Origin of the sequence: Hyphomicrobium album, from assembly GCF_009708035.1 — a bacterium.
Classification (GTDB): Bacteria; Pseudomonadota; Alphaproteobacteria; order Rhizobiales; family Hyphomicrobiaceae; genus Hyphomicrobium_A; species Hyphomicrobium_A album.
Window position 1 is genome coordinate 751,314 of sequence record NZ_WMBQ01000001.1, and the last position, 16,612, is coordinate 767,925.

Genomic DNA, 16,612 nt, shown 5'->3' on the forward strand with positions numbered 1-16,612 from the left:
AAAGTCGCCGAAACAGGCGGCAGACAGCCCAAGTCTAGGGAAGAAGACGGCGCGAGACTACCCATAGAGGTGGTCGGCTGCCTAAGTGTCGAGCCTCCAGGAATGTCCTGGCAGCGCTCCACGATCAAAAAAGAAGCAACGGCAATGCGGGAGCAAGGTTCAATGGACCTTGCTCTTCGCTTTTTGGGGGGGCGCATTGTCGAGCGGGAGCCGCGCGTGCGGGCTCACCAGGGGAAAGTCTCGGGCGTGACGACCTTGTAGACGATCGCCGCGTAGACGAGCGCAAAGACGACCGTCGCCACCAGCGTGTTGATCAGGAAGATGCGGAGCAGGCGCGGCTTGGCGGGCGCGCTCTCCGGTGTGCCCGGCACCACCTCCCCCTCCTCCGCCTGGGTACGCACGCCAAACGGCAGCACGGCGAACAGCACGATCCACCAGATGAAGATGTAGATCGCCACGGCCATGACGCGGTCCATGCGCGCGTACTCCCTTGTAGGCGGGCCCTTAGGCCTGCTCGAGCTCGACGAGCGTGCCGCAGAAGTCCTTCGGATGCAGGAACAGCACCGGCTTGCCGTGCGCGCCGATCTTCGGCGTCCCGTCACCCAGCACGCGCGCACCCTGGGACTTCAGCTTGTCGCGGGCGGCGATGATGTCATCGACCTCGTAGCAAACATGGTGGATGCCGCCGTCGGGCGCCTTCTCGAGGAACTTGGCGATCGGCGAGCTGGCGCCCATCGGCTCCAGGAGCTCGATCTTGGTGTTCGGCAGGGTGATGAACACCACCGTCACGCCGTGCTCGGGCTGCGGCAGCGGCGGGGTCACCTCGGCGCCCAGCGCGTCACGGTAGACGGCGGTCGCCGCGGCGAGGTCTTTCACCGCGATTGCAACGTGATTCAAGCGTCCGATCATTGAAGTTCCTCTGTCGTTGAGGTCGGCGGCCCGCTGGAGCCGCCGGATTCGCGGCGCCTCGGCGCTCAGCCCCTATCGACCACGTTCACGAGCACCTTGCAAATGGGCTTCTTGCCCCAAGCCTCGTTGACGGCCGCGCGAACACTGCGACGCACGGACTCGGCCAGGCTTTCCGGATTCTTGCGGTGCTTTTCCGGGATCGAGCGCATCGTGCCCTCTACCGCGTCGAGCACGATGTCGAGCACGGAGTCGCCCTGCGCGTTTTCCGCTGGGACGCCGTCGAGCACCGCCAGCGGCTCGCCAATGAGCGCGCCCTTGCGCGACACGACGAGGCTCACCGCCACCACGCCGACGATCGACAGCTTCCGGCGCTCGCGCACCGGCCCGTCGCTTTCCGAGACAAGCAGGCGACCGTCCCGGAACAAGCGTCCGACCGGCGCGTCGTCGATCACCGCGGGTTCGGGCGCGAGCCGCAGAATCTCGCCGTCGGTCAGCGTGAATACCGTCTTGGCGCCCATCTCGCGGGCAAGCTCGGCCTGCGCCTTCAGGTGGCGCGCCTCGCCGTGCATCGGCACGACGATCTTCGGCCGCATCCAGCGGTACATCTGGCGCAGCTCGTCGCGACGCGGATGCCCGGAGACGTGCACCAGCGCCTCGCCGTCGGTGAGGATCTCGCAGCCGTTGCGGGCGAGCCCGTTCTGGATGCGGCCCACGGCCTTCTCGTTGCCGGGGATGGTGCGCGAGGAAAAGATGACCATGTCGCCCTTGTCGAGCGAGATCTCGGGGTGCTCCTCCTCGGCGATGCGGGCGAGCGCGGCGCGCGGCTCACCCTGGCTGCCGGTGCAGAGGAGCACGATGTCCGAGCGGTCGATGTAGGTGAACTGGTCCTGGTCGAGGTAGCGGAAGCCCTTCGGGAGGTAGCCGGTGTCGACGGCGACGTCGATCACCCGGTGCAGGGCGCGCCCGGCCACGACGAGCTGGCGGTTTGCCGCCTGCGCCGCCTCGGCAACGGCTTTGACGCGCGCCACGTTAGAAGAGAACGTCGTCACCGCCACACGTCGAGGCGCCTTGGCGATGATCTCGCCGAGCGAGCGGGCCACGTCGGCTTCCGACGGCGAGATGCCCTCGCGGAACGCATTGGTCGAGTCGATCATCAGGGCAAGGACGCCGTCGTCGCCGAGCTTGGCGAGACGCGCGGCATCAGCCGGCGCGCCGACCGTCGGCGTGGCATCGAGCTTCCAGTCGCCGGTGTGGAACACGGTGCCGAGCGGCGTGCGGATCGCCAGCGCGCTCATCTCCGGGATCGAGTGCGCGAGGCTGAACAGTTCGATCGCGAACGGCCCGACGTCGAACTTGCTGTCGAGCGGGATGACGTGGATGGGGATTTCCAGCCCGTTGCCGTGCTCGGCGAGCTTGGAGCGCAGCATCCCGGCGGAGAACGGCGTTGCGTAGACCGGCGCCCTGAGACGCGGCCACAGCTCGATCACCGCGCCGATGTGGTCCTCGTGCGCGTGGGTGATGACGATACCGGCGAGGTCGGCGCGGTTCTCCTCGATGAAGCGCACATCGGGGAGGATGACGTCGATGCCCGGGTCGTACTCGCCCTCAGGGAATGTGATGCCGCAATCGACCATCAGCCAGCGGCGCGCGTCCTCCGGCCCGAAGCCGTAAAGGTAGGCGTTCATGCCGATTTCGCCGAGACCGCCGAGCGCGAGGAACACGAGTTCGTCGCCGCCCGGACTGCGGCCGGCACTCCGCGGTTGCTGGCTCATGCGTGATCGTCTTTCGCAGCGAGCGTGACGTCGCCGAAGGCAAAGCTGAGCTGGCGCCCGTCGGCGGTGTCGAGCAACAGCGCCCCATCGTCGTCGAGACCGGCGAAGGTGCCGGACACGGGGCCGTCAGCGGCGTTGACGGACATGGCTTCGCCCAGCGGGCCGGCGCGCTCGAGCCACGCTTCGCGCACGGGCGCGAAACCATCGCCGCCGTGCCAGATTCGGATCCAATCGTTCATTGTGTGCGCCAGGAAGCACAACGCGTCGCGCGGCGAAAGCGCTAATCCGTGCGCCGCAAGATATGTCGCGGCCCGTCCCAGGTCTTGCGGCGCTGCGGCGAGGTTAAGGCCGACGCCGACGACGGCAACCGTGCCCTTGCGTCCGGGCCGCGACGTACTTTCAACGAGGATGCCGCCCGTTTTCGCCGTATCGACAAGAATGTCGTTCGGCCATTTCAAGCGCAAGCCGGGAACATCTCCCGCGTCCCCGAGTGCGTCGATCACGGCGACGCCGGCAACGAGCGAGAGTTGCGCGGCCGTCGCCGGCGGGCAGTCGATCGTCACCACGAAGCTCGCGAAGAGATTGCCCGGTTCCGAGGTCCAGGCGCGTCCAGAGCGGCCGCGGCCTGCCGTCTGCCGCTCGGCCGTGAGCCACAACGGGCCGCCCTCGCCTGCCAGCACCCGGCGCATCGCTTCGGCGTTGGTCCCGTCGACCTCCTCGAGATGGACGAGGCGCGTCCCCTCCGGCAGGCTCGCCGGTACGTCGCTCATGGGGCGGCGGAGGCGGCTGTCGCGACGTGCAGTGCCCGCGCCGCGGTGAGCGCCGCATCGACGAGCGGCGCCGGAATGAGCACGAACAGCAGCACGAACGCCGCCGAAAGGGTCATGACGAACCCGGCGCCGCGCTCGACGGGCAAGTACGCGGTCTTCGCCTCGTCGAAGAACATGATCTTGACGACGCGCAGGTAGTAGTAGGCGCCGACGACGCTCGACAGCACGCCGATGACGGCGAGCGTGTAGAGCCCACCCTTCACCGCCGCGCCGAATACGTAGAGCTTGGCGAAGAAGCCGGCGAGCGGCGGAATGCCCGCCATCGAGAACAGCAGCATCGCCAGCACGAATGCCATCGACAGGTTGGTGCTGGCGAGCCCGGAGAGAGAATCGATGTCCTCCACCGGGCCGTCCTTGGTGCGCATCGACAGGATGCAGGCGAAGGTGCCGACCGTCATGGCCAGGTAGATGGCGAGATAGACGAGCACCGATTGCGTGCCCGCCTCGCTGTTCGCGGCGAGCCCGATGAGCGCATAGCCGATATGGCCGATGGACGAGTAGGCCATCAGCCGCTTGATGTTGCGCTGGCCGATCGCCGCGAAGGCGCCAAGCAGCATCGAGGCGATGGAGAGGAACACGACGATCTGCTGCCACTGCGGGGCAATGCCCGGGAAGCCGTAAAGCAGCGTGCGGACCAGCAGCGCCATGGCGGCGAGCTTAGGCGCCGCGGCGAAGAAGGCGGTGACCGGCGTCGGCGCGCCTTCGTAGACGTCGGGCGTCCACATGTGGAACGGCACGGCGCCGATCTTGAAGGCGAGGCCGACGAGCAGGAAAACGAGGCCGACGATCAGCCCGATGTTCTGTGCCGCCGGCTGACCCTGCGCCACCGACGCTATCACCGACAAATCGATCGAGCCGGTAAAGCCGTAGATGAGCGAGGCGCCGTAGAGCAGCATGCCGGACGACAGCGAGCCGAGCACGAAGTACTTGAGGCCGGCTTCCGACGAGCGCACCTGCCCGCGGTCGATGGCGGCGATGACGTAGAGCGCCAGGCTCTGCAGCTCGAGCCCGAGGAACAGGGCGATGAGGTCGCCGGCCGACACCATAAGCAGCATGCCGGCCACCGCGAGCAGCATCAGCACGCAGATTTCGGCGGTCAGCAGCTTGGCGCGGGCCAGCGTATCGAACGACATCACCAGCACCAGCGCCGCGCCGCCGAGAACGAGCAGCTTGCTGAACCGGCCGAAGGCGTCGGAGATAAAGGCACCCTCGAACATCACCTCGCGCGTGCCGCTCCCCTGAGCCACCAGCACGCCGGCGAACACCAGCACGATGACCGACAGCCAACCCGAGACATAGTCGGCCCCGGGCGTCGCCTGGTGGCGGAACACGCCGAGCATCAAGATCGTCATGGCGCCCAGGGCGAGCACGATCTCGGGCCACATCGGCGCGTAGCTGGATAACGCGTTCATACGGCCGGTCCTCTACTTAGGTGCGGGCGCCGGGGCGGGCGGAGACGCGGGCCGCGCCGCTGGCACTGCTGCGGCTGGCGAGGCTGCCGGCTTCACCGCCGCCTCATAGGTACTGACGAGCTTCTTCACCGACACCGCAGTGACGTCGAGGATCGGCGAAGGATAGAAGCCGAAGAAGATGGTCAGCGCGACCAGCGGCGCCAGCGTCGCGATCTCGCGCGGCGTCACGTCCTCGATGTTTTTCAACGCCGGCTTCACCAGCGCGCCATAGATGACGCGGCGGTAGGCGTAGAGCGCGTAGGCCGCCGAGAGAATCACGCCCGTCGTCGCCAGGAACGCCACCCAGGTGTTGACCTTGAAGGCGGCAAGGAGCGTCAAAAACTCGCCGATGAAGCCCGAGGTGCCCGGCAGGCCGACGTTGGCCAGCGTGAGCACCATGAAGAACGCCGCGTAGATCGGCATGCGCTGCACGAGGCCGCCGTAGGCCGCGATCTCGCGCGTGTGCATGCGGTCATAGATGACGCCGACGCAGAGGAAGAGCCCGGCCGAGATGATGCCGTGCGACAGCATCTGGAAGATCGCGCCTTCGACGCCCTGCGTCGAGAACGTGAAGATGCCGAGCGTCACGAAGCCCATGTGGGCCACCGACGAATAGGCGATGAGCTTCTTGATGTCGGTCTGCGCCAGCGCCACGAGTGAGGTGTAGATGATGGCGATGACCGACAGCGCAAACATCAGCGGCGCGAAGTGCTCGCTCGCCTGCGGGAACATCGGCAGCGAAAAGCGCAGGAAGCCGTAGCCGCCCATCTTCAGGAGGATCGCCGCCAGCACCACGGAGCCGCCCGTCGGCGCCTCGACGTGCGCATCGGGCAACCAGGTGTGGACCGGCCACATCGGCAGCTTCACCGCAAACGAGGCGAAGAAGGCGAGCCACAGCCACCACTGCATGTCGACGGGGAACTTCGCCGTCATCAGCGTCGGGATGTCGGTCGTGCCCGCGTGCCAGTACATGGCGAGCAGCGCGAGCAGCATCAGCACCGAGCCGAGCAGCGTGTAGAGGAAGAACTTGAAGGTTGCATAGATCCGGTTGGCGCCGCCCCAGATGCCGATGATGAGGAACATCGGAATGAGGCCGCCTTCGAAGAACACATAGAAGAGCACCAGATCGAGCGCGCAGAAGACGCCGATCATCAGCGTCTCGAGCACCAGGAAGGCGATCATGTACTCCTTGACGCGATCGTCGATCACCACCCAGCTCTGCAGGATGACGAGCGGCATCAGGAACGTCGTCAGGATGACGAACAGCATCGAGATGCCGTCGACGCCGAGCTTGAACTTGAAGAGGTCGAGCCAGGCGCGCTCCTCGACGAACTGGAAGCCGGCGTTGGTCGGGTCGAACCGCACCCAGATGAGGATCGAGATCGCGAACGTGATGATCGTCGTCCATAGCGCCACCCAGCGGGCGTTGCCTTTGGCGTCGGCATTGAGGAAGCCGATGATCACCGCGCCGACCAGCGGCATGAACATGACGATCGACAGGAGCGGGGCGTTGGCGAGATCCATCTAGTGTCCTGATCGCGAAATTCGTCGGCTTGTGCCGCACGTGTGGAACGAATTTCGCGATCTGAAGGACACTAGCAGAGTCAATCTGCGAGTATGATTCAGATCGAGAAGTTCGCTTCTCGACCCAGCAGCAGATGATGTGGCGAACTTCTCGATCATCATACTAGCGCGGCCCACCCATGAACATGACGTAGCTGACGAGCAGCGCCACCCCGATCAGCATGGCGAAGGCATAATGGTAGATGTAGCCGGTTTGGATGCGCACGGTGCGCTGCGTGACGCCGTAGACCGCCGCGGCCGTGCCGTCGATGAGGCCGTTGATGATTTTGATATCGCCCACCTTCCACAGGAAGTTGCCGAGCCAGAAGGTCGGGCGCACGAAGATGCGGTCGTAGAGCTCGTCGAAGTACCACTTGTTGAGGAAGAAGAGGTACAGCGGCCGGAATGCCTTGGCGGTCGCCGCCGGCAGCGACGGCGCGGCGATATAATAGAGGTAGGCGATCACGAAGCCCGCGGCCATGGCGATGGTCGCCGACCACGGCACCCAGTTCGGCACCTCGTGCATGGCGTGCAGGATGTGGTTGTGCTCGCCGTTGAAGATCGCCTTGCCCCAGAACTCGTGCTGCCCCTCGCCGATGAAGAACGGCGTCGCCGCACCGGCGACAACGGCGCCCAGCGCCAGCACCGCGAGCGGCACCAGCATCACCGGCGGGCTCTCGTGGGCATGCTTGAAGGTCTTGGCGTCGGCGCGCGTCGGCCCGTGGAAGGTCATGAACATCAGCCGCCAGGAATAGAACGACGTCATCAGCGCGGCGCTCACCAGCAGCCAGAACGCATAGTCGCCGGGCGTGTGCGCGGCGTGCGCCGCCTCGATGATCGCGTCCTTGGAATAGAAGCCCGACATGCCGGCGATGTGCGGGATGCCGAAGCCGGTCAGCGCCAGCGTGCCGATCAGCATCATCGCCCAGGTGAACTGCAGCTTGGGCCTGAGGCCGCCCATCTTTCGCATGTCCTGCTCGTGATGCATGGCGTGGATGACCGAGCCGGCACCGAGGAACAGGAGCGCCTTGAAGAAGGCGTGCGTGAACAGGTGGAAGATGCCGGCCTGATAGGCGCCGACGCCGCAGGCGACGAACATGTAGCCGAGCTGCGAGCAGGTCGAATAGGCGATGACGCGCTTGATGTCGTTCTGCACAAGGCCGACGGTCGCCGCGAAAAACGCCGTGACCGCTCCGATGAGCACCACGAACTGCAACGCAACCGGCGCGTGCTCGAAAATCGGCGACAGGCGCGCCACCATGAACACGCCGGCGGTCACCATCGTCGCCGCGTGGATCAGCGCCGACACCGGAGTCGGGCCTTCCATGGCGTCGGGGAGCCAGGTGTGCAGCAGGAACTGCGCCGACTTGCCCATCGCGCCCATGAACAGGAGCAGGCTGAGCGTCGTCAGGATATCGACCTGGTAGCCGAGGAACGCGAATGTCTGACCGGCGACGCCGGGCGCGGCGTCGAAGATCTGGTCCAGGTTGACGGTACGGAACACCGCGAACAGGCCGAAGATGCCGAGCGCAAATCCGAAGTCGCCGATGCGGTTGACGACAAACGCCTTGATCGCCGCCGCGTTGGCTTCGGGCTTCGTGTACCAGAAGCCGATCAGCAGGTACGAGAAGAGACCGACGCCCTCCCAGCCGAAGAACATCTGCACCAGGTTGTCGGCCGTCACCAGCATCAGCATGGCGAACGTGAAGCCCGACAGGTAGGCGAAAAAGCGCGGCCGCGAGTCGTCCTCGTCCATGTAGCCGATGGAGTAGACGTGCACGAGCGCCGAGACGGTCGTCACGACGACGAACATCACCGCAGTCAGAGTGTCGATCTTGAACGCCCAGCCGATGTCCAGTTCGCCCGAGGTTATCCAGCGCTCGATGGCGACGTGCGCCGTCTCGTGCCCTAAACCGACGCGGTAGAACACGACCCACGAAAGCACGCAGGAGATCAAGAGCAGCCCGGTGGTGATCAGCTCCGACGGGCGCGGTCCGAGCAGGCGCCCGAACAGACCGGCGATCAGCGCGCCGAGCGCCGGCAGGAAGACTATGGCCGAGTAGATCATCCCGTCCTCAGCCCTTCATCATGTTGATGTCTTCGACCGCGATGGAGCCGCGGTTGCGGAAATAGACGACGACGATGGCGAGGCCGATCGCGGCCTCGGCCGCGGCCACTGTCAGGTTGAACAGGGCGAACACCTGCCCGACGAGGTCACCGAGGAAATACGAGAACGCCACCAGGTTGATGTTGACCGCCAGCAGCATCAACTCGATCGACATGAGGATGATGATGACGTTCTTGCGGTTGAGGAAGATGCCCAGCATGCCGAGCGTGAAGAGGCACGCCGCGACCGTGAGATAATGTCCGATGCCGATGGTCATGCTGCCCCCGCTTGCCGCATCAGCTGCGCGCCTCGGCCGCCGGAATGATGGCGCCGCCCGGCGGCACCTTGACGATCTCAACGCCCGTCGCCGGCGTGCGCGCGACCTGCTTGGCGACTGACTGGCGTCGCACATTTGTCTTGTGTTGCAGCGTCAGCACGATGGCGCCGACCATGGCGACGAGCAGCACCAAGCCCGCCACCTCGAAGAAGTAGACGTACTTCGTATAGAGGATGAGCCCCAGCTGCTGGGTGTTGGAAGCTTCGCGGCCCAATTCGGCGACGGCAGCGCCAGGGTGCTGAGCGACGCCGACGCCGAACCCGCGGCCGAGGAATAAGGCTATCAGCTCCGCCAGTACGATGCCGCCGACGATCAAACCGATGGGCGCATTCTTGATGAAGCCGGCGCGCAGTTCGGCGAAGTCTACGTCGAGCATCATGACGACGAACAGGAACAGCACCGCCACGGCGCCGACGTAGACGATGACCAGGATCATCGCCAGGAACTCGGCGCCGAGCAGCACGAACAGTCCGGCGGCGTTGAAAAAGGTGAGGATGAGGAAGAGGACGGCGTGCACGGGGTTCTTGGCCACGATGACCATGACCGCCGCGGCGACGGACAGCGCCGCAAACAGATAGAAGAAGCCCGCCGTCAGAGCCATTGATCAGGTCCAGCCCGCTGCGACCACCAGTCCGCGAAGCCGCACTGAGGCGCGGGCTCGCAGATGAGGCGGCACGTTCCACCGCGATAGGGTGAGTACCCCATGCGTCTTCACAATCCAAGCGCCGCGAGCATCCCTGCCCGGCCGGCCTAGCCCTGCCCTTCCGGGCAAATCAGCGATAAGGCGCGTCGAGCGCGAGGTTGCGCGCGATCTCGCGCTCCCACCGGTCGCCGTTATCGAGCAGCTTTTCCTTGTTGTAGTAGAGCTCCTCGCGCGTCTCGGTGGCGAACTCGAAGTTGGGGCCCTCGACGATGGCGTCGACCGGGCAGGCCTCCTGGCACAGGCCGCAGTAGATGCATTTGACCATGTCGATGTCGTAGCGGGTCGTGCGCCGCGTGCCGTCATTGCGGCGCGGGCCGGCCTCGATGGTGATGGCCTGCGCCGGGCAGATCGCCTCGCACAGCTTGCAGGCGATGCAGCGCTCCTCGCCGTTGGGATAGCGGCGCAACGCGTGCTCGCCGCGGAAACGGGGCGATAGCGGCCCGCGCTCGAACGGGTAGTCGAGCGTCTTCTTCTTGGAGAAGAAGTACTTCATGGCGAGCCCGAACGCCTGCACGAACTCCCAGAGGAAGAGCGACTTCACACCTTGCGCAACGTTCAGGGCCACGGCTCTCAATCCTTCCCGCGCTAGCTCACGCGCGTGTACTGCAGAATGCCGGCGACGACGACCACCATGAGGAGCGACAGCGGCAGGAACACCTTCCAGCCGAGCCGCATCAACTGGTCGTAGCGGTAACGCGGCACGATGGCCTTGGCCATCGAGATCAGGAAGAACATGAACACGCACTTCCCGATGAACCAGAAGATCCCCGGCACCCAGTTGAACGGCGCCACGTCGACGGGCGGCAGCCAGCCGCCGAGGAAGAGGATCGTCGCCAGCGCGCACATGGTCACGATGGCCACGTACTCGCCGAGCATGAACAATAGATAGGGTGTGGAGGAGTATTCGACCATGAAGCCGGCGACCAGCTCCGATTCCGCCTCGACGAGGTCGAACGGCGGGCGGTTGGTCTCGGCCAGAGCCGAAACATAGAAGATCACGAACATCGGAAACAGGGCCAGCCAGTACCAGTCGAGCGCCGAGGCCGGCAGGCCTGCGTGCGTGCCGACGCCGGTTTTCTGGGCGTTGACGATGTCGGTGAGGTTCAGCGAGCCGACGCACAGGATGACGGTGATGATGACGAAGCCGATGGAGACCTCGTAGGACACCATCTGCGCCGCCGAGCGCAGCGAGCCCATGAACGGGTATTTCGAATTCGACGCCCAACCGCCCATGATGATGCCGTAGACGGCGAGCGACGACAGCGCCAACAGGTAGAGCACGCCGACATTGAGGTCGGAGATCACCCACTTGCCCCAGCCGTTCTCGTTGACCGGGATCACCGCCCAGGCGGCGAGCGCGAAGGTAGCGGTGGCCACCGGCGCCAGGAGAAACACGCCCTTGTTGGCGCCCGCCGGAATGATCGGCTCCTTGAACGCGAACTTCAAAAGGTCGGCGAACGACTGCAACAGGCCGAAGGCGCCGACCACGTTCGGGCCGCGCCGCATCTGCACCGCCGCCCACACCTTGCGGTCCATGAGCAAGAGGAAGGCGATGATCACGAGCAGCACGACCAGCGTCAGCAGGCTCCAGCCGATCATCGCGGCGAACCACAGGCCGTAGTCGATCCAGGTCTGCCAGGAGCTGTCGGTCATCGCGCGCGTTCGCTCCTACTCGGCCGCCTTGAGGCGCGGCGAGGTCTGCATCGTCTTCTTCAGGGCACTCATCTCCGCCATGACGGCCGAGGCGCGCGCGATGGGGTTGGTCAGGTAGAAGTCCTTGATGGCAGGGGCGAACGCCTCGCTGCCGAGCGGCCCCGTAAGCTTGGCAACCCCGCGCACGCCGACGAACGGCGCCGGCTGCAGAGCGTCCAGCCGGCCCAGCGCCGGGGTCGCCTTGTACATGGCGGTCCGCAGCTGGGCGAGCGTGTCGTACGGCAGCGTCTTGCCCGCCTTGCCCGACAGGGCGCGCAGGATCGCCCAGTCCTCCTTCGCCTCGCCGGGCGGGAACACGGCGCGCGCGGTCATCTGCGCGCGGCCCTCGGTGTTGACGTAGGTGACGCTCTTCTCGGTGTAGGCGGCGCCCGGCAGGATGACATCGGCGCGATGCGCCCCGCGGTCACCGTGGTGGCCCTGGTAGATGACGAACGACTTGCCCGCCGCCGGCAGCTCGATCTCGTCGGCGCCGAGCAGGTAGAGAACGTCGAGCTTGCCCTTAGCTGCCGCGGCGATCATGCCGGCGGCGTCGAGACCACCCACCTGCGGCACGAAGCCAAGGTCGAGCCCGGCGACACGCGAGGCGGCCGTGTGCAGCACGTTGAAGGGGTTCCAGTCTGGCGCATCCTTGCCCTCGACGGCGGCGAGCGCGATGCGCGCTGAGGTGCCGAGGACGGCCGCGCCGTCGGCACGCGCCGCGACATTGGCGCCGACGATGACCAGCGGGCGCTTGGCGCCCTTCAGAGTCTCGGCGAACGAGTGCTTGCCCTCGGCCACCTCGCCCAGCGTCTGCGCGCCGGCACCGAGATAGTCGTAGGCGTAGGTGAGCTGCGCGGCCTCGCCGATGACGCCGACCTTGAGTCCGCCCTGACGCCAGCGCTTCAGGATGCGCGCGTTGAGCACCGCCGCCTCGAGGCGCGGGTTGGTGCCGACGAGCAGGATCACGTCCGCCTGGTCGATGCCGGCGATCGAAGAGTTGAAAAGGTACGCCGAGCGGCCGAGCGAGGGATCGAGCTTGGCACCGTCCTGGCGGCAGTCGAAGCTCTTGGCGCCGAGCCGCGTCAGCAGATCCTTGAGGGCGAACATCTCCTCCGCGCCCACGAGATCACCGGCGATGGCGCCGATGCGCTCGGGCGCCGCCGCGGTGAGCTTTTCGGCGACCAGCGCCAGCGCCTTGTCCCAGCTCGCCGGACGCAGCTTGCCGCCCTCGCGCACGTACGGGTGGTCGAGGCGCTGCATCCTCAGGCCGTCGCAGGCGAAGCGCGTCTTGTCGGAGATCCACTCCTCGTTCACGTCGTCGTTGTTGCGCGGCAGGACGCGCAGCACCGCGGTGCCGCGATTGTCGACGCGGATGGCCGAGCCGAGCGCGTCCATCACGTCGACGGACTCGGTCTTCTCGAGCTCCCACGGGCGCGCGATGAACGACCACGGCCGGTGTGTCAGCGCGCCGACCGGGCACAGGTCGTTCACGTTCGCCGACAATTCCGAGAGAATGCCGCGGTCGAGGTAGGTGGTGATCTCCATGTCCTCGCCGCGCCCGATGGCGCCCAGCTCCTCGACGCCCGCCACCTCCGTCATGAAGCGGACGCAGCGCGTGCAGTGGATGCAGCGGTTCATGAACGTCTTGATCAGCGGGCCGATGTACTTCTCCTCGACGGCGCGCTTGTTCTCGATAAAGCGCGAGCCGCCGAAGCCGAAGGCCATCGCCTGGTCCTGCAGGTCGCACTCGCCTCCCTGGTCGCAGATCGGGCAATCGAGCGGATGGTTGATGAGCAGGAACTCCATCACGCCTTCGCGCGCCGCCTTCACCAGCGGGCTGGCGGTCAGCACCTTGCGCGGCGCGCCGTCCTTGTTCGGCGGCAGGTCGGTGACGCCCATGGCGCACGAGGCGATCGGCTTCGGAATCCCCTCCACCTCGACCAGGCACATGCGGCAGTTGCCGGCGATCGACAGGCGCTCGTGGTAGCAGAAGCGCGGGATCTCGGCGCCGGCCATCTCGCACGCCTGCAGGATGGTGGTGCCGGGCTCCACCTCCATCAGCTTGCCGTCGATGATGATTGGCTTGGTCATGCGTTTACCCGATAGGCCTCATCGCGTGGCAATGGCGAGAACGGCGAGGCCGCCGATGAACAGCCCCAGCGACACCCAGCCCTTGGCGTAGGGCGACAGCGGCGACCCGGCGAAGCGTTGCCCGATCCAGAAGCCCAGCGCGTAGCCCGGCACCGCGCCGATGACGGCGCCGATCCAGCCGAAAGAGGAATAGCCCCACAGCCCGAGCGCCAGCGCCCCCAGCACCGCGGGGAGCGTGAAGGATGCAACAATCAGCGCCAACAGGTCCACGTCGTATCCTTCTTTCGCTGCAGCAACTTCCAGAGCGCGCGACAGCCATCCATGTGCCCTTCGAGACAAGCCGAAAGCGGGCTATGCCTCGCCCTCTTGCTTGACCCTCGCCTCCCACATCCGCAAAAGATCGCCGACATCGATGCCGTCGATGGTCATGCCCACCAGTTCGCACCCGGCGATTGAGGCGCCGGCAAGATTGGCATCCTCGATCCGCAAGCCGGAGAGGTTCACGTTGCTCACGCGCCAGCCAGACATATTGACGTCGTGAAAGGTGCCGCCCGACATGTTCACGTTCTTATAGGTCGCGCCCGACAAATTCACGTCGTCGAAGCGTGAGCCAGACAGATCTCTGACGCTCACGTCGAGACGGTGCTTCTCTCGGTGCAACTTCATGTGCTCACTCCGCCGCCTGTTTCACCGCGCCCTTGCGCGCCTCTATACGCTGCTCGATGACGTGCCGGTAGTTGCGGATGAGTCCCTGCACCGGCCAGGCGGCAGCGTCGCCAAGCGCGCAGATGGTGTGCCCCTCGACCTGCTTACTCACGTTGAACAGGAGATCGATCTCGCGCTTCTCGGCCTCGCCGGTGCGCATCCGCTCGAGCACGCGGTACATCCAGCCGGTGCCCTCGCGGCACGGCGTGCACTGGCCGCAGCTCTCGTGTTTGTAGAAATAGGCGATGCGGGCGATCGCCTTGATGATGTCGGTCGACTTGTCCATGACGATGATCGCCGCCGTGCCGAGGCCCGACTTGAGCTTGGCGAGCGCGTCGAAGTCCATCGTCAGGTTATCGCATTGATCGGCCGGGATCATCGGCATCGACGAGCCGCCGGGGATGACGGCGAGCAGGTTGTCCCAGCCGCCGCGCACGCCGCCGCAGTGCTCGTCGATGAGCTGGCGCAGCGGAATGCCCATCTCCTCCTCGACGACACACGGCTTCATCACGTGGCCGGAGATCTGGAACAGCTTGGTGCCGGTGTTGTTGGGCAGGCCGAGGGAGGCGAACCAGGCGCCACCGCGGCGCAGGATGTCGGGCACCACGGCGATGCTCTCGACGTTGTTCACCGTCGTCGGCGCACCGTAGAGGCCGACGTTGGCGGGGAACGGCGGCTTGAGGCGCGGCATACCCTTCTTGCCCTCGATCGACTCGATGAGGGCCGTCTCCTCGCCGCAGATGTAGGCGCCGGCGCCGTGGTGGACGACGATGTCCAAGTCCCAGCCGTTGATATTGTTCTTGCCGATGAGCTTGGCCGCATAGGCCTCGTCGATGGCGGCTTGTAGCCGCTCGCGCTCGCGGATGAACTCGCCCCGCAAGTAGATGAAGCAGGTGTGCGCCTTCATGGCGAACGAAGCGAGCAGCGCGCCTTCAATCAGCAAATGCGGATCATGGCGCATGACCTCGCGGTCCTTGCACGAGCCGGGCTCGGACTCATCGCCGTTGATCACGAGGTATGACGGGCGCGCGTCGTTCTTGGGCATGAACGACCACTTGAGACCCGTCGGAAAGCCGGCGCCGCCGCGGCCGCGCAGGCCCGACACCTTCACCTCGCTGATGATCCAGTCCGGGCCCTTGTCGATCAGCGCCTTGGTGCCGTCCCAGGCGCCGCGCTGGCGTGCGCCGGCGAGCTTCCAATCGTGGAAGCCGTAGAGATTGCGGAAGATGCGGTCTTTGTCCTGCAGCAGCATTGCAGACCTACCTCACACCTTTTCCGTGTCGCGCTTGCCATCGCCCAGAAGCGTCGTGGGGCCGCCCTGCGGACACGACGCGCGGCGACCGATCTGCGAGCCGGGCTTCGGTGCCTTGCCGGTGCGCAGGTCGTAGAGCAGCTTGTCGAAGAGCTGCGGATTCAAATCCTCGTAGGTATCCTTGCCGATCTGCACCACCGGCGCATTGGCGCAGCAGCCGAGGCACTCGACCTCTTCCCAGGAGAACTTGCCGTCGGACGACAGCTCGTGCGCATGGTCGGCGATCCGCTCCTTGCAGATCTCGATCAGCGCCTCGGAGCCGCGCAGCATGCACGGCGTCGTCCCGCACACCTGGATGTGGGCGGTCTTCCCCACCGGGGCAAGCTGGAACATCGTGTAGAAGGTCGCGACCTCGAGCACGCGGATGTAGGCCATGCCCAGCATGTCGGCGATGCCCCGGATGGCCGGCTCGGTCGTCCACCCCTCCTGCTCCTGCGCCCGCCACAGCAGCGACAGCACCGCCGACGCCTCTTTGCCGGGCGGATACTTGGCGATTTCGCGCTTCGCCCAAACGAGGTTGTCGGGCGTGAACGCAAAGCTCAGGGGCTGCTCGGGATATAGGCGGCGGACGGCCAAGGCTGGCACCTCTCGGAGCATGGCTGGGCCCAGCGAGGTGGCCTGCGCCGGGGCTTTGCTCCGCGGGCAGTTTCGCTGAATTTGACGCAGCGCACAATCACCCGTTCACTACGTCTATACGGGCGGCGACGCAAGCTTTTGCGCGTCCTGCGCACAAGCGGCGCGTTGATCGCCGTCAGTCACAAACCGGCGGCGGCCATGAGCCAGCACAGCGCGAGGGTCAGCGCCGCGAGCGGCGCCAGGAACAGGGCCGACTGCGCCCCGACGCGCAGAAAGCCGCTCCAGAAGACGGCCAGGGCGATACCGAGAAGAACCATGGCGACGCCGCCGTGCAGGGCGCCGCGGGTGCCGGCCACGATGAGCCCCGCGGCAATCGACACGACAGCCACGACGAGGGTGAGGGCCGGGACGCGCTCCTGGGCCTTGCCGAGCGGCCAGCCGGCCTTCAGGGCCAGCGGCCGGTACGTGGCGAGCGACAGGCCCCAGCCGATGGCACCGACTGCCAAGAGAAACGATTGATCGATCATACGCAGACGCTGACCTAGCCCAGGCGGGCCAAGTCTG

At 66.0% G+C, this 16,612-nt stretch carries 17 protein-coding genes; all 17 read right to left on the bottom strand.

All coding sequences use genetic code 11. The features are described 5' to 3' along the window. Nucleotides 1–224: 224 nt before the first annotated feature. A complete protein-coding gene (locus tag GIW81_RS03595) occupies nt 225–476 on the bottom strand; it encodes a DUF1467 family protein (RefSeq protein WP_154737961.1) in 252 nt (83 codons plus the stop codon). 28 nt (nt 477–504) lie between these two features. Next, entirely contained in the window at nt 505–909 is a 405-nt protein-coding gene (mce, locus tag GIW81_RS03600) for a methylmalonyl-CoA epimerase (RefSeq protein ID WP_154737962.1), read from the bottom strand. Nucleotides 910–974: 65 nt separating this feature from the next. Then, a complete protein-coding gene (locus GIW81_RS03605) occupies nt 975–2,681 on the bottom strand; it encodes a ribonuclease J (protein WP_154737963.1) in 1,707 nt (568 codons plus the stop codon). Then, on the bottom strand, nt 2,678–3,451 hold the full coding sequence (locus tag GIW81_RS03610) for a biotin--[acetyl-CoA-carboxylase] ligase (protein ID WP_154737964.1): 774 nt from the start codon (nt 3,449–3,451) through the stop codon (nt 2,678–2,680). The genes GIW81_RS03605 and GIW81_RS03610 overlap by 4 nt, the downstream gene beginning before the upstream one ends. Beyond that, complete coding sequence (nuoN, locus tag GIW81_RS03615; protein WP_154737965.1) at nt 3,448–4,923, bottom strand: NADH-quinone oxidoreductase subunit NuoN; 1,476 nt, start codon at nt 4,921–4,923, stop codon at nt 3,448–3,450. Before nuoN ends, GIW81_RS03610 begins: the two co-directional genes overlap by 4 nt. 12 nt (nt 4,924–4,935) lie before the next feature. Further along, nucleotides 4,936–6,486 (bottom strand): NADH-quinone oxidoreductase subunit M, encoded by a 1,551-nt coding sequence (locus GIW81_RS03620; RefSeq protein ID WP_154737966.1) that lies wholly within the window; start codon nt 6,484–6,486, stop codon nt 4,936–4,938. Nucleotides 6,487–6,649: 163 nt separating this feature from the next. Next, on the bottom strand, nt 6,650–8,590 hold the full coding sequence (gene nuoL / locus GIW81_RS03625) for an NADH-quinone oxidoreductase subunit L (protein ID WP_324614999.1): 1,941 nt from the start codon (nt 8,588–8,590) through the stop codon (nt 6,650–6,652). Between the two features lie 10 nt (nt 8,591–8,600). Next, entirely contained in the window at nt 8,601–8,909 is a 309-nt protein-coding gene (gene nuoK, locus GIW81_RS03630) for an NADH-quinone oxidoreductase subunit NuoK (RefSeq protein ID WP_154737968.1), read from the bottom strand. A gap of 19 nt (nt 8,910–8,928) precedes the next feature. Next, complete coding sequence (locus GIW81_RS03635) at nt 8,929–9,570, bottom strand: NADH-quinone oxidoreductase subunit J (RefSeq protein WP_154737969.1); 642 nt, start codon at nt 9,568–9,570, stop codon at nt 8,929–8,931. Between the two features lie 172 nt (nt 9,571–9,742). Beyond that, the gene (gene nuoI / locus GIW81_RS03640; protein ID WP_154739486.1) at nt 9,743–10,231 is read right to left on the bottom strand and encodes an NADH-quinone oxidoreductase subunit NuoI; all 489 of its coding nucleotides are present in this window, start codon (nt 10,229–10,231) and stop codon (nt 9,743–9,745) included. A gap of 26 nt (nt 10,232–10,257) precedes the next feature. After that, nucleotides 10,258–11,325, bottom strand: a complete 1,068-nt coding sequence (gene nuoH, locus GIW81_RS03645) for an NADH-quinone oxidoreductase subunit NuoH (protein WP_154737970.1) — start codon at nt 11,323–11,325, stop codon at nt 10,258–10,260. Between the two features lie 15 nt (nt 11,326–11,340). Further along, nucleotides 11,341–13,455 (bottom strand): NADH-quinone oxidoreductase subunit NuoG, encoded by a 2,115-nt coding sequence (gene nuoG / locus GIW81_RS03650; RefSeq protein ID WP_154737971.1) that lies wholly within the window; start codon nt 13,453–13,455, stop codon nt 11,341–11,343. A gap of 18 nt (nt 13,456–13,473) precedes the next feature. Next, nucleotides 13,474–13,725, bottom strand: a complete 252-nt coding sequence (locus GIW81_RS03655; protein WP_154737972.1) for a hypothetical protein — start codon at nt 13,723–13,725, stop codon at nt 13,474–13,476. A gap of 81 nt (nt 13,726–13,806) precedes the next feature. After that, the gene (locus GIW81_RS03660; protein WP_154737973.1) at nt 13,807–14,121 is read right to left on the bottom strand and encodes a pentapeptide repeat-containing protein; all 315 of its coding nucleotides are present in this window, start codon (nt 14,119–14,121) and stop codon (nt 13,807–13,809) included. 4 nt (nt 14,122–14,125) lie between these two features. Then, nucleotides 14,126–15,409: an NADH-quinone oxidoreductase subunit NuoF gene (gene nuoF, locus GIW81_RS03665; RefSeq protein WP_154739487.1), complete on the bottom strand. Its 1,284-nt coding sequence runs from the start codon at nt 15,407–15,409 to the stop codon at nt 14,126–14,128. 15 nt (nt 15,410–15,424) lie between these two features. Then, nucleotides 15,425–16,057, bottom strand: a complete 633-nt coding sequence (nuoE, locus tag GIW81_RS03670; RefSeq protein WP_407658188.1) for an NADH-quinone oxidoreductase subunit NuoE — start codon at nt 16,055–16,057, stop codon at nt 15,425–15,427. 170 nt (nt 16,058–16,227) lie between these two features. After that, complete coding sequence (locus tag GIW81_RS03675; protein WP_154737975.1) at nt 16,228–16,575, bottom strand: hypothetical protein; 348 nt, start codon at nt 16,573–16,575, stop codon at nt 16,228–16,230. Nucleotides 16,576–16,612 lie beyond the last annotated feature (37 nt).

Bases quoted from the DNA above. Each gene is read 5' to 3' on its own strand.
- GIW81_RS03595 (WP_154737961.1), bottom strand. From the start codon at position 476: ATGGACCGCGTCATGGCCGTGGCGATCTACATCTTCATCTGGTGGATC.
- mce (WP_154737962.1), bottom strand. From the start codon at position 909: ATGATCGGACGCTTGAATCACGTTGCAATCGCGGTGAAAGACCTCGCC.
- GIW81_RS03605 (WP_154737963.1), bottom strand. From the start codon at position 2,681: ATGAGCCAGCAACCGCGGAGTGCCGGCCGCAGTCCGGGCGGCGACGAA.
- GIW81_RS03610 (WP_154737964.1), bottom strand. From the start codon at position 3,451: ATGAGCGACGTACCGGCGAGCCTGCCGGAGGGGACGCGCCTCGTCCAT.
- nuoN (WP_154737965.1), bottom strand. From the start codon at position 4,923: ATGAACGCGTTATCCAGCTACGCGCCGATGTGGCCCGAGATCGTGCTC.
- GIW81_RS03620 (WP_154737966.1), bottom strand. From the start codon at position 6,486: ATGGATCTCGCCAACGCCCCGCTCCTGTCGATCGTCATGTTCATGCCG.
- nuoK (WP_154737968.1), bottom strand. From the start codon at position 8,909: ATGACCATCGGCATCGGACATTATCTCACGGTCGCGGCGTGCCTCTTC.
- GIW81_RS03635 (WP_154737969.1), bottom strand. From the start codon at position 9,570: ATGGCTCTGACGGCGGGCTTCTTCTATCTGTTTGCGGCGCTGTCCGTC.
- nuoH (WP_154737970.1), bottom strand. From the start codon at position 11,325: ATGACCGACAGCTCCTGGCAGACCTGGATCGACTACGGCCTGTGGTTC.
- nuoG (WP_154737971.1), bottom strand. From the start codon at position 13,455: ATGACCAAGCCAATCATCATCGACGGCAAGCTGATGGAGGTGGAGCCC.
- GIW81_RS03660 (WP_154737973.1), bottom strand. From the start codon at position 14,121: ATGAAGTTGCACCGAGAGAAGCACCGTCTCGACGTGAGCGTCAGAGAT.
- GIW81_RS03675 (WP_154737975.1), bottom strand. From the start codon at position 16,575: ATGATCGATCAATCGTTTCTCTTGGCAGTCGGTGCCATCGGCTGGGGC.